Here is a 13,874-nt window from a genome sequence, read left to right on the forward strand (position 1 = left end):
CATCAGCCGCTCTCGCCCATGTCACCAAGCCGTGAGAGCGCCCAGTCGGCGGCATCGCGCACCGCCGGCTCCTCGCTGTTCAGATGCGGGCGCGCCGCCTCTGCCAGATGCGGCGCGCCGGAATTGCCGATAGCGTAGAGCACGTTGCGCATCAGGCGGGCGTGCCCCAGCCGCCGCAGTGGCGTGCCCTTGAAGCGCTCGCGGAAGGCGGGCTCGTCCATCGCCGCCAGCTCGGCCAGCGGCGGCGCCGCCTCTCCGGCATAGCGGGTCTCGCGCGCCTGAGCGGCGAACTTGTTCCAGGGGCAGATGGCGAGGCAATCGTCGCAGCCGAAGATGCGGTTGCCGAGCGCGGGGCGGAATTCCTCCGGCACCGCCCCATGGTGCTCGATGGTGAGGTAAGAGATGCAGCGCCGCGCATCGAGCTGGAAGGGCGCGGGGAAGGCGTTGGTCGGGCAGATGTCGAGGCAGGCGGTGCAGGAGCCGCAATGCTCGCCCTCCGGCGCATCGGGCTCCAGCTCCAGCGTCGTGAAGATGGCACCGAGGAAGAACCAGTTGCCCAGTTCGCGGGAAAGCAGGTTCGTATGCTTGCCCTGCCATCCCAGCCCCGCCGCCTCGGCCAGCGGCTTCTCCATCACCGGCGCGGTATCGACGAAGACCTTGATCTCCTCGCCCTCGGGCGCCTGCTCCAGCAGCCAGCGCCCAACGCGCTTGAGCCGCTTCTTGACGATGTCGTGGTAATCCTTGCCGCGCGCGTAGCCGGCGACGATCCCCCGTTCGCGCTCCCCCAGCAGCGCCAGCGAATCCTCCGGCTGGTAGACCTCCGCCAGCATCACCACGCTGCGGGCCTCAGGCCAGAGCGCCGCCGGGTCACCGCGCCAATGCGCGCGCTCCTCCAGCCAGCTCATCTGCCCCTGCCGCCCCTCGCCTAGAAAGGCGCCAAGCCGCTCCTTCGCCTGCGGAATGGCATCGGGCCGGCAGATCCCCATCGAGGAAAACCCGGCTTCCGTCGCGAACTGCCGCAGGGCCTCCTTCACTCCGCCCCCCATTCATCTGGCCAGAAATACCTCGGGGGTTGCCATTGGTGGCGCCATTGGTTCAAGCCGCCAATGGCGACGGGCAGCGCCCCGGCTCTCTCGATCAAAAATCGAGGTCGGAATAATGCGGCGCCGGTTTGAAGCCCGGAACGGTGTCGGCGAGGATGCCGCGGAAGGCCGGGCGCGACTTGATCTTGGCATACCAGTCCTTGACCGTCTCCGAGAGATTCCAGTCGACATCCGAGATGTAGTCGAGGCACGAGAGCTGCGCGGCGGCGGTGAAATCGGCCATGGTCATCTCGTTGCCGGCCAGCCAGCGGCGCTGCTCCAGTAGATGCTCCATGTAGCGGATGTGCCATTTGATGGCCTTCGCGCCGGCCTTGACGTTGGCACTGTCCGGATAGCCGGTGCCCATGATCTTGCGGAAGACCCGCTCGCCCATGAGTTTCTCGGTGACCTCGCGGTTGAACTTGTCGTCGAACCAGCCATTCAGACGGCGCACCTCGTAGCGCGCCTCCGGCGTCTTCGGCATCAGCGGCGGGTCGGCCACCGTCTCATCGAGGAATTCGCAGATCGCGCCGCTTTCGGCCATCATGCGGCCGCCCATGCGCAGCACCGGCACCTTGCCGGCGGGATTGCGGCGCAGGAACTCCGGCTCCTTCACCCAGTAGCGCTCTTCCACCAGTTCCACCTCGATGCGTTTCTCGGCCAGGACGAGCCTGACTTTGCGGCAGAAGGGCGAGAGCGGGTGGTGATAGAGGCGGTTCATGAGCAGGCCGAATTGAGGACTGGGACAGGGCTTCAATGCCTGTTCGCCTCGATGGTTGCAATGCGGGCGGCGGTGCCTTGCCGGGAGGTGAAGCCCGGGCGGCGGCCTAATCCGCCTCGAAACAGGCGGCCCGGCCATCGCGTGCGATGGTGGCGGCGCCGTCCTGGATAGAGGAGGCGCGGCGCAGCATCATCGTGGTGAGATTGGCCGCATTGCGGGTTTGCGGCGAGGGCAGCACGGTGGCGAGCCGCGCGGCTTCGCCGGCAGTCAGGGCCGAGGCGGGCTTGCCGAAATAGGTCTGCGCCGCCGCCTCGACGCCGAAAATGCCGGGGCCGAATTCGATCATGTTGAGGTAGATTTCCAGGATGCGCCGCTTGCTCCAGACGATCTCGGTCAGCGGCGTGATGCCTGCCTCCAGCGCCTTGCGCAGCCAAGAGCGGTCCTGCCAGAGGAAGACGTTCTTCACGACCTGCTGCGAGATGGTCGAGCCGCCGCGGTTGCCGCCCTCGTCGATGGCGGCGCGGATGGCGTTGAGATCGAGACCCCAGTGCAGGCAGAAATTGGCGTCCTCTGCCGCGACTGCGGCCCGGGCCATAACGGGGGCGATCTCCTCCATCGGCACCCAGTCGTGGCGGATTACACCGCCGAGGCGGTGCCGCTCCTGCAGCATGTAGGGTGTCGTGGGCGGGTTGAGGATGGCATAGGCGCCGATGGCGCCGAAGATCAGCAGGGCGGCGAGCGCGACCAGGCGGAGGAGCCAGCGCAGCAGCCAGCGGATGGGGCGGATACGCGGGCGCGGCGGCGCCTCGTCGTCCTTGCGCCGCCGGCGCCTGCCGCCCCGCTCATCCTTGCTCGCCCGTGCCATGCCGCCATAGGCCATGCCGGCGCCGGGAGGGTCAACCGCGAGGCGGAGGAACGGGGCCGGTTCTTGGGGCCTGCCCGAGCTTCGACGCCCTCTGACCGGACCTCGCCGCTCCGTCCCCTGGCGCGGAAACAAGGCCGTCAGGCCGCCGCTCTGTTGAGGGCAGTGCCGTGCTCGCCGCTGAAAGGGGTTTGGCAGGCATAAAGCGCGGTTGCGGCGCCGTGGAGGCGCCACCCCCCGGGGCCGGCGTGCGAGAGGGTTTCTTGTTGCGGGGCGCTATCGGCACCCGCTCGCAGGGCAGCTCTGCGACCTCCCTGCAGCAAAGCGCCGCGCAGTATACCGCGCGGCGCCTTTGATCATTCCGCCGGCATCGCGGCCTGCTCGACCACCAGAGGGTGCTCCAGCTTGCCGAGCATCTCCTTCGGGCAAATCTGCACGAAGTTCGGCAGCTCGCTCTCCCAATGGGCGAGGATCTCGGCGGCCTTGCGGCTGCCGGTCTCGCGCTCGTGCTGCTCGACCAGGCCGCGCAGTTCGGCCTCCCAATGGTCCACCGTCACCGGGCAGGTGACGAGCGTGTCCATGTTGATCAGCGGCGCGGCGGCGCCTTCAGGATCGTAGAGATAGGCCATGCCGCCCGTCATGCCGGCGCCGAAGTTGGCGCCGATCGAGCCGAGGATCACGGCCTTGCCGCCCGTCATGTACTCGCAGCCGTTCGAGCCGCAGCCCTCGATCACCACGCTGGCGCCGGAGTTGCGCACCGCGAAGCGCTCGCCCGCGCGGCCGGCGGCGAAGAGATAGCCGTCGGTCGCGCCGTAGAGCACGGTGTTGCCGATGATGGTGTTCTCATCGGCCACCAGCGGGCTCGCCATCTGCGGGCGCACCACGATGGTGCCGCCGGAGAGGCCCTTGCCGACGTAGTCGTTGGCGTCTCCCGAAACCTCGATCTTGAGGCCCCGCACTGCGAAGGCACCCAGGGACTGGCCGGCAGAGCCCTTCAGCTTCACCGTCAGATGCCCCGGCTGCAGATCGTTGCGCATGCCGAAGCGCTTGACGATATGGCTCGTCGTGCGCGTGCCGATGGTGCGCAGCGTGTTCTGCACCGCGTATTCCAGCTGCATCTTCTCGCCGTCCTGCAGGAAGCGCGCGGCGTCCTTGACGATCTCGGCGTCGAGCGTGTCGAGCACGTCGTTGCGCGGCTTGTTCCGGTCGTAGCGGATCTGGTGCGCGCCATCGACGGTGATGAGCAGCGGGTTGAGATCCAGATCGTCGAGATGGGCCGAGCCACGGGAGACCTGAGTCAGCAGGTCGGCCCGGCCGATCACGTCGTCGAGCGACCGCGCCCCGATGGAGGCTAGGATCTCGCGCACCTCGGTGGCGTAGAAGGTGATGAGGTTCACCACCTTGTCGGCGTTGCCGGTGAACTTGCCGCGCAGCGCCTCATCCTGCGTGCAGACGCCGACGGGGCAGGTGTTGCTCTGGCACTGGCGCACCATGATGCAGCCCATGGCGATGAGCGCCGCGGTGCCGATGCCGTATTCCTCGGCCCCCAGCATCGCCGCCATGACGATGTCGCGCCCGGTGCGCAGGCCCCCGTCGGTGCGCAGCGTCACCCGCTCGCGCAGGTGGTTCATGGCGAGCACCTGGTGCGCCTCGGTCAGGCCCATCTCCCACGGCAGGCCGGCATACTTGATCGAGGTCGCCGGAGAGGCCCCCGTGCCGCCGTTATGGCCCGAGATAAGGATGACATCCGCCTTCGCCTTCGCCACGCCCGCCGCGATGGTGCCGACACCCGACGACGCCACCAGCTTCACCGTCACCTTGCAGCGCGGGTTGATCTGCTTGAGATCGTAGATCAGCTGCGCGAGGTCTTCGATCGAGTAGATGTCGTGGTGCGGCGGCGGGCTGATCAGCGTCACGCCCGGCGTCGAATGCCGCAGGCGCGCGATCAGCTTCGTCACCTTCATGCCGGGCAGCTGGCCTCCCTCGCCGGGTTTGGCGCCCTGCGCGACCTTGATCTCCAGCTCCTCGCACTGGTTGAGGTATTCCGCCGTCACGCCGAAGCGCCCGGAGGCGACCTGCTTGATCTTGGCCGACGGGTTGTCGCCATTCGCCTCGGGCACGAAATGCGCTGGGTCTTCGCCGCCCTCGCCGGAGTCCGACTTGGCGCCGATCCGGTTCATCGCGACGTTCAGCGTCTTGTGCGCCTCGGGGCTGAGCGCCCCCAGCGACATGCCCGGCGTCACGAAGCGCTTGCGGATTGAGGTGATGCTCTCGACCTCTTCGATCGGGATCGGCTCGCCCATCGGCTTGATGGCCAGAAGGTCGCGCAGATGGATCGGCGGGTTCGACTGGATCGCCTTGCTGTACTGCTGCCAGATCTCGTAGCTTGCACGGTCGCAGGCGCTTTGCATCAGGTGCATCACGCTGGCGCCCCAGGCATGGCTCTCGCCCGAGCGGCGCGACTTGTAGAACCCACCGATGGGCAGCACGTCCTGGCCGCCGAGCCAGCCGCGGGCGTGAACCTCTTCGAGCTTCTTCTGGATGCCGGCGGTGCCGATGCCCGAAATGCGGCTGTGCATGCCGGGGAAATACTCGGCGCACATGGCGCGGGAGAGGCCGACAGCCTCGAAGTTGAGCCCGCCGCGATAGGACGAAATCACCGAGATGCCCATCTTCGACATGATCTTGAGCAGGCCCGCGTCCACCGCGTCGCGGTAGCGGCGCATGGCGTCGGTGAGGCTGCCCTCGATCAGCCCGCGGCGGATGCGGTCGGCGACCGAATCTTCGGCGAGATAGGCGTTCACCGTCGTCGCGCCCGAAGAGATGAGCACGGCGAAGTAGTGGGGGTCGATGCATTCTGCTGAGCGCACGTTGAGCGAGCAGAAGGTGCGCAGGCCCTGCTTCGTCAGCCAGGAATGCACGGCCGAGGTGACGAGGATCATCGGCATCGCCACGCGATCCGGGCCCTGGGCCTGGTCGGTCAGCACGATATGGCCGGCGCCGGAGCGCACGGCATCCTCCGCTTCGGCGCGGATACGGGTGAGCCCGTCCTTCAGCGCATCATGCGCGCCGCCGGCGGGGAAGGTGCAATCGATCGAGGCGACCTGATCGCCGAACTGTTCGACCATCACGTCGAACTCGGCATTGGCGACGAAGGGGCTTTCCAGCACGAGAATCTCGGTCTGGCTGCTGTTCTCGTCCAGCACGTTCTTGAGGTTGCCGAACCGCGTCTTCAGGCTCATCACCCGCTGCTCGCGCAGGGAGTCGATGGGCGGGTTGGTCACCTGGCTGAAGTTCTGGCGGAAGAAATGGCTGAGCGGCCGGTACTTGCTGGAGAGCACGGCGGCGGGGGTGTCATCGCCCATCGAGGCGATCATCTCCTTGCCGTCCTCGGCCATCGGCGCCAGCACCTGCTCGAGCTCTTCGAGCGTGTAACCCGCGGCGATCTGCCGGCGGCGCAACTCGTCACCCTCGTAGACGGGGGTTTCGGGCACGTCGCGGAGGATGGCGTTGAGGTCGATGACCTTCTCGATCCAGTCCTGATAGGGCAGGGCGGCGGCGAGTTTGTCTTTGATTTCAGTGTCGTGGTAGAGCTTGCCCTCTTCCATATCCACCGCGATCATCTGGCCCGGGCCAAGCGCGCCCTTCTCTTTCACCCGCGTCTCGTCGACCGGCACCATGCCGGCCTCGGAGCCTGCGATCAGCAGGCCGTCGCCGGTGACGACATAGCGCATCGGGCGCAGGCCGTTCCGGTCGAGCCCGCCGCACACCCAGCGGCCATCGGTCATGGCAAGGGCGGCGGGGCCGTCCCACGGCTCCATCACCGCGTTGCAATAGGCATACATGTCCGACCAGGCCTGCGGCAGCTCGGTGGCCGACTTGCTCCAGGCTTCCGGCACCAGCATCGTCTTGGCCATCGGCGCCGAGCGGCCGGCGCGGACCATCATCTCGAACACCGCATCGAGCGCGGCGGAGTCGGAAGAACCCTGCGCGACGATGGGTTTGATGTCCTCGGCCATCTCGCCGAAGGTGGACGAGGCCATGCGGATCTCGTGGCTCTTCATCCAGTTCAGGTTGCCCTTCAGCGTGTTGATCTCGCCGTTATGCGCGAGCATGCGGAAGGGCTGAGCCAGCCACCATTGCGGGAAGGTGTTGGTGGAATAGCGCTGGTGATAGAGCGCGAAGGCGCTCTCGAACCGCTTGTCGAGCAGGTCGGGATAGAACTCGGCCACGTCCTGCGCGAGCATCATGCCCTTGTAGATGATCGACCGGCAGGAGAGCGAGGCGAGGTAGAGCGTCGGCACGCCGGCGGCGGCCGCGGCCTTCTCGATCCGGCGGCGGATGATGTAGAGCTCGCGCTCGAACGTCTCCTTGTCGATGTCCTTCTCGCAGCGGATCAGGATCTGCTCGATCTCCGGCCGCGTCGCGTTGGCCTTCTCGCCGAGGACGTTGATGTTCACCGGCACGTGCCGCCAGCCGTAGATGTAATGGCCCATGCGCAGCACTTCGCTTTCCACGATGGTGCGGCACTTCTCCTGCGCGCCGAAATCGGTGCGCGGCAGGAAGACCTGGCCGACGGCGATCAGCCGGTCGGGGCGGGGTTCATGCCCGCAGCGGCGGATCTGCTCGTAGAAGAAGGGCAGGGGGATCTGCACATGGATGCCCGCGCCGTCGCCCGTCTTGCCATCGGCATCGACGGCACCGCGGTGCCAGATGGCCTTGAGCGCGCTGATGCCCTTCTCCACCACGCCGCGGCTGGCTTTTCCGTCGATGGAGACAACGAGGCCCACACCGCAGGAGGCATGCTCGTCCTCCTCGCGGAACATGGAGTTCTCGTTCATCCACTTGCGCTTTGCCTCTTCGGCGGCAACCCAGGATTCGTCGTAGCTGGTCATTTCAAGGCTCCTTACGAAGAGGAAGGGGGGCGGCGGAGGGGCCGGTGTTCAGATTGGCAGCGCCACGCGGGCAGCGCGCCGCGTTCATGAGGCGCTCGTGCTGGCCGAGGGCATGACCTCGGCGCGGGTCAGGCGGGGGTGATCGCCGGCGAAGGCGAAGCCCGCGGGCTTCTGGTCGATGAAGATCTCCTTGGTGAGGAGAATGTCGTCCTTCTCGTCGAACAGGCCGAGCGGCACCTCGTAAGAGCCGGCGCCATCCTCACCCTTATCGTAGCGGTACCAGAGCGGCGAGCCGCATTTGGCGCAATTGGCCCGGCTCGCCCAGCCGGAGGTGCGGCGCGCCACCACGTTGTCGCTGCCCGTCACAACCATCGCCGCCTCGGCCACCGAGACGCCGAGCAGCGGCCCGCCCGTCCAGCGCTGGCACGAGGTGCAATGGCAGGCGCCAAGGCTGCCGATCTCGGAGGCGGCGAATTGCACGGCGCCGCAGAAGCACGATCCGGTCTTCGTCATGAGCGACTCTCCACGCTTGGGCTTCTGGCCTCGTACTCAGCCCGGGTGATGCGCGGGTGATCCCCCGCGAAGGCGTAGCCCTCGGGGCAGCGGTCGGCGTAAACCTCGCGCGACAGCCTGGCGCCGCCGGCATTCTCGAAGAGGCCGGGGCAGAGCTCGTAGGTGCCGAGGTTCTCGCCTTTCGTGTCGCGCAGCCAGAGTGACGAGCCGCAGACCGGGCAGAAGGCCCGCTCGGCGAAGGAGGAGGAGGCGTAGATTTTCACCTCGCCCTCCACCGTCAGGTCAGCTTCGGCGACATCCAGCCCGATGCCGACAGAGCCGCTCCATTTGCGGCACATGTCGCAATGGCAGGCGGACATCTCCGCCGGCAGCCGCGCGGCGGTGACCGTCACGGCCCCGCAAAGGCAGCTGCCGGTGACACTCATTCGTCGGGGCTCCACGACGAGCTGACGACGTTGCAGCCGAATTTCGGCTGGGTCGCCAGGAAGCCGGGGTCGCCGGGCAGCGAGATTTCCATCGGGCTGTCATCGGTCGGGTAGGTCTCGCCATCCACCGTCGTGGTGCCGGGGCCCGAGAGGAACAGCCGGTGCTCGCGGTTGATGTATTCGTTACCTTCCGACTCCCACAGGATATCGCCGGCGTCGCTGATGGCCTGGATGTGGTATTCCGTCTCTTCCAGCGTCAGCCCGTTCATGGTGATCGCCTCGCCGGTCAGGCTGTCTTGCCCCACGAAGCGGGTGACGCCGATCTCGGGAGATTCCGTGCGGAAATCATAGCTGTCGCTGCCGGTGTTGATGAGATCGGAGAAGCTGGCCGGGTCGTTGGCGCCGGGCATCAGCCGCTCGGAGCGGTTGGAGAGCACATGGAAGCTCTCGACCCATTGCGTCTCGGCATCGATGGCACCGGCATAGGTGATGCCCGCCTCATCCAGATCGACACGGCGCTGCCAGCCCTCGGGATCGTCGGAGCAGGTGAAATGGTGGCTGATCGAGCAGCTCTTGGTCTGCACGCTCATATAGGCGGTGCAATTGGCCGGCAGCGAAAAGGTCTGCCCCTGCGCGAAGGCAGCGGGGGCGAAGCCCGCCAGCGCGGGCATCAGGGCGGCAAGGCAGGTGAGGGTGGTGGTCTTCATTGGCTTGCTCCGGGCATCGCGGATTCCACGACGCCGCAATCGAATTTGGGTTCGGTCGAGAAGAACCCCGGATCGTCGGGGTAGAGGAACTCGACAGGGCTTGCGTCCAGCACGTCCTCCGGCTCGTCGCGCGGCCAGGATTGGCCGAGGAAGAACAGGCGGTGCCGTTCGGAGACGAATTGCGTCCCTTCGCCAGAATAGGAGATTTCGCCGTCCGATGTGACCACATCATAGGCATAAGTCGTGCGCAGCAGCGGCTCGCCGTCGATCTCGACCTCTTCACCGGTCAGCCGGTCGACGCCCACGACGCGCTCCGGCGGGGTGCCAGAGTCAGACGTGGTTGTGAAATCATAGACATCGCGGCCGGTCTCGAAGAGCTCGGTCAGGCTGCCGGGGTCGGCCGCCGGCAGCTCCATGAATTCTGTGTGATCGGCGTAGTAGGTTTCCAGCCACTGGAACTCCTCGTCGACCTTTTTCACCTGGAAGGGGCCGGCGGGGCCGAACATGGCGATCCATTGCTCGCCCGGCGCGTCATCTTCGCATTGCCAGACATTCACCACGATGCAGGCGCGTTGCTGCACGGTGAGCGTTGGCGTGCAACCGGTCGGCGGCACGAAATCCTGCGCCGCGGCCCCGCCCGCAAGGCCGGTGAGCCCGGCAAAGAGCAGGGCCGGGCGGATCATTCCGCCGCCACCGTGGCAGAGGCGCTGGCCAGGTGCTGCAGGATCGCATCGGCGCAGTCGCGCCCGTCGCGGATGGCCCAGACCACCAGCGAGGCGCCGCGCACGATGTCGCCGGCGGCGAAGACACCGTCGAGCGATGTGCGGCCCGTGCCATAGTCGGCGCGGACGGTGCCCCAGCGGGTCACGTCGAGACCGGTGACGCCCCAGAGCTTCGGCAGCTCTTCGGGCTCGAAGCCGAGCGCCTTGATGACGAGATCGGCCTCTTCCAGATAGTCGGCCCCCTCGATCACCTCGGGGAAGCGCCGGCCGGAGGCGTCGGGCGCGCCGAGGCGCATCTTCGAGATGGTGACGCCGCTGACGGTTTCGCCCTCGAAGCCGGCGGGGGCCGAGAGCCAGACGAACTCGACGCCCTCCTCCTCGGCGTTCTGAACTTCGCGCTGCGACCCCGGCATGTTGGCCCGGTCGCGGCGGTAGAGGCACTTCACGCTGGTCGCGCCCTGCCGGATGGCGGTGCGCACGCAATCCATGGCCGTGTCGCCGCCACCGATGACGACGACCTTCTTGCCGAAGGCGTTCAGCTCGCCGCTGTCGAATTCCGGCACCTCGTCGCCAAAGCTCTTGCGGTTGGAACAGGTGAGATAGTCGATGGCGCGCACGATGCCCTCGGCCCCGGCGCCCGGCGCATCGAGATCGCGGCTCTTGTACACGCCGGTCGCAATGAGCACGGCGTCATGCTTGCCGCGGATGGCATCGAAGCTCAGATCCTCACCCACCGCGCAATTGGTGACGAATTCGACGCCGGATTCCTCCAGCAGCCGGATGCGCCGCATGACGATCTCTTTCTCCAGCTTGAAGCCGGGAATGCCATAGGTCATCAGCCCGCCGGCGCGGTCGTGCCGGTCGTAGACGGTGACCTGAACGCCATTGCGGCGCAGCGCCTCGGCGGCGGCGAGGCCAGCCGGCCCGGCGCCGATGATGCCAACGCTCTCTTCGCGCTCGTGGCTCGGCAGAGAGGGTTTCACCCAGCCCATGTCGAAGGCGGTGTCGGTGATGTATTTCTCGACCGAGCCGATGGTGACGGTGCCGTGGCCCGATTGTTCGATCACGCAATTGCCTTCGCAGAGCCGATCCTGCGGGCAGATGCGGCCGCAGATCTCGGGGAAGGTATTGGTGGACTGGGAGATGGCATAGGCCTCTTCCAGCCGGCCTTCCGCCGTCATCCGCAGCCAGTCGGGGATGTTGTTGTGCAGCGGGCAATGCGTCTGGCAATAGGGCACGCCGCATTGGCTGCACCGACCCGACTGCTCTTCGGCCTTGGCCTCGGCGAATTCGGCGTAGATCTCGTTGAAGTCGTCACGCCGGTTGGCGGCATCCCGCTTGGGCGGCATGTCGCGCGGAGTCGTGACGAATTTCAGCATGCGCTGGGTGGCCAAGGGCATCCCCTCCCGTCTGTTCGAAGGCGCTTTTACAGGCTGCCCCGCCAGAATAAAAGTCAGCTTAGCTGACCTAAAACGGGATTATTTTGCCTTGGGCGGCTGAAGTTGCCGGATCGCGCGGGAATTTATGGCAGCGTAACTGACCTACTGCCTCACCGGCCTGCCAAGAGGGCCACCAGCGCCACGCCGCCCACGGCGATTCGCCACCAGCCGAACAGCGCGTAGCCGTGCCGCGAGACAAACCCGAGCAGCCAGTGCACCACCAGCAGCGCCGTCACGAAGGCCGCGCCGAAGCCGATGGCGATCTCGCCCCAGGCCGACAGGTCCAGCTCATGGCGGGTGGCGTAGATGTCGTAGGCCACAGCGCCCGCCATCGTTGGCATCGAGAGGAAGAAAGAGAACTCCGCCGCCGCCCGCTTCGACACGCCCAGCATCACCGCGCCAACAATCGTGGCGCCCGAACGAGAGACGCCGGGCACCATGGCGAGGCACTGGCAGAGGCCGATGTAGAAGGCCTTGCGCAGCGGCAGCGCCTCGGCATCGTCAACCGTGGGCTCCGGCGCGAAGCGTTCGAAGAACAGCAGGATAACCCCGCCGATCACCAGCATCGTGGCGATGAGCATGGGCGTCTCGAACAGAACTGTCTTGATGATGTCGTGCAGCAGCACGCCGAGCACGGCGGCCGGCAGGAAGGCCAGCAGCACCGAGCCGATGAAGCGCCGCGCGGCCGGGTCGTGCGGCGCCGCGGTGAACACGGCCCAGAGCCGCTGGGCATAGACGAAGAGCAGCGCAAAGATCGCGCCGAGCTGGATGACGACCTCAAAGGTCTTCCCAGCCGCGTCGAAGCCGAGGAAATGCCCGGCGAGCAATAAGTGGCCAGTGGACGAGACCGGGATGAACTCGGTCAGGCCCTCGAGAACCCCGAGCAGCAGAGCGATCAATGCGTTGTCAGCCATGCGTCAGGACTTCCGCAGGCCTTTGGCGGATTCCTTGATGGCGAGATACTGCCCCGAGGGGCGGAAGCGCCACAGATAGGTCGGCAGGATCACTTCCATCGCCGTGGGCGTGATGCCGAGCTCGGCAAAGCCCTTCGCGCCCTCGGGCACGACGGAATCATGCGCCAGCGCGCGAAGCTCGTCCTTGCTGATCGGTGTCTTGACGATTCCGAGGCTCAGCACCTGAACGATGTCGCCGGCCCAGGCCGTCAACCGGGCCAGGAACAGCGGCATGCCGAAGATCACCCGCTTGCGGCGGATCAGCGAGACGATGCCGTGCATCAGCTCGCGCTGCGTCACCACTTCGGGGCCGCCGAGCGCGTAGGTGCCAGAGGCGGCACCGGTCACGCCCATCACGGCAGCTGCGGCGACATCGTCGACATAGACGGGCTGCAGCTTGGTATCGGGCCGCGGCACCGGGATCACCGGGAAGGCGCGGGCCAGCTTGGCGAGCCGGTTGAAGAAGGTATCGTCGATGCCGAACATCGGGGCGGGGCGCAGGATCATCGCGCCCGGGAAGATCTCGCGCACGGCGGCTTCGCCATCGGCCTTCGTCTGCAGGTAGCCGCTTTCGGTGCCGTCATCGGCGCCAAGGCCGGACAGATGCACCAGATGCGCGACGCCCATCTCTTTCGCGATGCGGGCGATGCGGGCGGCGCCCTCTTCGTTGACGGCCGTCAGGGTGTTGCGGCCCTTGTCGCCGAGCACACCCACGCAATTGACCGCGGCATCGGCGCCGGCCAGCGCGGCGGCGACCGAGCGGTCATCGAGGATGCTGCAGAACACAGGCTCGACCTGGCCGACGGCGCCGTACTGGCGCACGAAGCCCGCGTCATGCGGCTCGCGCACCGCAACGCGCACCCGCCAGCCCTGATTGGCCAGCCGCCGGGCGATCAGCCGCCCCAGAAATCCCGATCCGCCGAAGATGGTGACGAGCCCTGCCATGGATCGCTCCGCATTTGCTGTCTCTGTGGCGGTTTAGTCGGGCCGCCCCGGCCAGACAAGACGAATCCCCCGCAGATGGAGGTCGCCTCGGCCCCGCTGCCCGATATCTGTGCCGCCGGAGTGGTTGAAACGGCGTTCGCAGGCGTTGTGATGGCGGCAGAGATTACGGGCGAAAATTCCTTCTCGCCGGGCCCGGAAATCTCGTTGACACCTCCTGGCCCCCGCCGTAAACGCAGCCGGCACACCTGCCCAGGTGGCGGAATTGGTAGACGCGCTGGCTTCAGGTGCCAGTGACCGCAAGGTCGTGGAGGTTCGAGTCCTCTCCTGGGCACCATCCCTTCCCTATGTCGCTATCCAAGATGAGCGTTGGCTGAAGTGGGATCAGTGTGTCCACCGATCTGCCCGAATTAGCCTTGTGGTCAGCGGGTTCAGGCATGGCACCGGTATCTTCACCGCACATTCCTCTATGATCAGTCGTGAGGACTGTTTCCCCGCAGGTCAGTAAGCCAGCCGTCGAACGTCTGTTCGCACCGGGCGATCCGGGCCGGGCGTCGCCTGCGGCGCATTGCCGCCATTGGCGCAGAGTATCCGACTTTTTTCGTCGGGTACC

General features: G+C 66.7%; 11 protein-coding genes and 1 tRNA gene. 1 reads left to right on the forward strand and 11 read right to left on the reverse strand.

Annotated features, from left to right (window positions below; genetic code table 11):
• Positions 1 to 2: 2 nt before the first annotated feature.
• The 11 genes from queG to ACXN5S_RS03535 form a co-directional block, all read right to left on the reverse strand.
• The gene (gene queG, locus ACXN5S_RS03485) at positions 3 to 1,046 is read right to left on the reverse strand and encodes a tRNA epoxyqueuosine(34) reductase QueG (protein ID WP_458603993.1); all 1,044 of its coding nucleotides are present in this window, start codon (positions 1,044 to 1,046) and stop codon (positions 3 to 5) included.
• 91 nt (positions 1,047 to 1,137) lie between these two features.
• Positions 1,138 to 1,803, reverse strand: coding sequence for an FtsZ-binding protein FzlA (gene fzlA / locus ACXN5S_RS03490; protein ID WP_458603994.1), 666 nt, complete (start codon positions 1,801 to 1,803; stop codon positions 1,138 to 1,140).
• 106 nt (positions 1,804 to 1,909) lie between these two features.
• Positions 1,910 to 2,668 carry a monofunctional biosynthetic peptidoglycan transglycosylase gene (gene mtgA / locus ACXN5S_RS03495; protein ID WP_458603995.1) on the reverse strand — a complete coding sequence of 253 codons (759 nt, stop codon included), beginning with the start codon at positions 2,666 to 2,668 and terminating at the stop codon, positions 1,910 to 1,912.
• Between the two features lie 353 nt (positions 2,669 to 3,021).
• Positions 3,022 to 7,560, reverse strand: a complete 4,539-nt coding sequence (gene gltB / locus ACXN5S_RS03500; protein WP_458603996.1) for a glutamate synthase large subunit — start codon at positions 7,558 to 7,560, stop codon at positions 3,022 to 3,024.
• Between the two features lie 84 nt (positions 7,561 to 7,644).
• Positions 7,645 to 8,073: a GFA family protein gene (locus tag ACXN5S_RS03505; RefSeq protein WP_458603997.1), complete on the reverse strand. Its 429-nt coding sequence runs from the start codon at positions 8,071 to 8,073 to the stop codon at positions 7,645 to 7,647.
• Positions 8,070 to 8,498 (reverse strand): GFA family protein, encoded by a 429-nt coding sequence (locus tag ACXN5S_RS03510; protein ID WP_458603998.1) that lies wholly within the window; start codon positions 8,496 to 8,498, stop codon positions 8,070 to 8,072. Before ACXN5S_RS03510 ends, ACXN5S_RS03505 begins: the two co-directional genes overlap by 4 nt.
• On the reverse strand, positions 8,495 to 9,205 hold the full coding sequence (locus ACXN5S_RS03515; RefSeq protein ID WP_458603999.1) for a hypothetical protein: 711 nt from the start codon (positions 9,203 to 9,205) through the stop codon (positions 8,495 to 8,497). Before ACXN5S_RS03515 ends, ACXN5S_RS03510 begins: the two co-directional genes overlap by 4 nt.
• Positions 9,202 to 9,888, reverse strand: coding sequence for a hypothetical protein (locus tag ACXN5S_RS03520; RefSeq protein ID WP_458604000.1), 687 nt, complete (start codon positions 9,886 to 9,888; stop codon positions 9,202 to 9,204). Before ACXN5S_RS03520 ends, ACXN5S_RS03515 begins: the two co-directional genes overlap by 4 nt.
• A complete protein-coding gene (locus tag ACXN5S_RS03525) occupies positions 9,885 to 11,321 on the reverse strand; it encodes an NAD(P)-dependent oxidoreductase (protein WP_458604001.1) in 1,437 nt (478 codons plus the stop codon). The genes ACXN5S_RS03520 and ACXN5S_RS03525 overlap by 4 nt, the downstream gene beginning before the upstream one ends.
• A 155-nt stretch (positions 11,322 to 11,476) precedes the next feature.
• Positions 11,477 to 12,280 carry an undecaprenyl-diphosphate phosphatase gene (locus ACXN5S_RS03530; RefSeq protein ID WP_458604002.1) on the reverse strand — a complete coding sequence of 268 codons (804 nt, stop codon included), beginning with the start codon at positions 12,278 to 12,280 and terminating at the stop codon, positions 11,477 to 11,479.
• A 3-nt stretch (positions 12,281 to 12,283) separates the two neighbouring features.
• The gene (locus ACXN5S_RS03535; RefSeq protein ID WP_458604003.1) at positions 12,284 to 13,264 is read right to left on the reverse strand and encodes a complex I NDUFA9 subunit family protein; all 981 of its coding nucleotides are present in this window, start codon (positions 13,262 to 13,264) and stop codon (positions 12,284 to 12,286) included.
• Between the two features lie 247 nt (positions 13,265 to 13,511).
• Between ACXN5S_RS03535 and ACXN5S_RS03540 the strand changes: the two genes are divergently transcribed.
• A tRNA-Leu gene (locus ACXN5S_RS03540) sits at positions 13,512 to 13,598 on the forward strand.
• The last annotated feature ends 276 nt before the right edge of the window (positions 13,599 to 13,874 follow it).

This window comes from Pseudoroseicyclus sp. H15 (assembly GCF_054353345.1).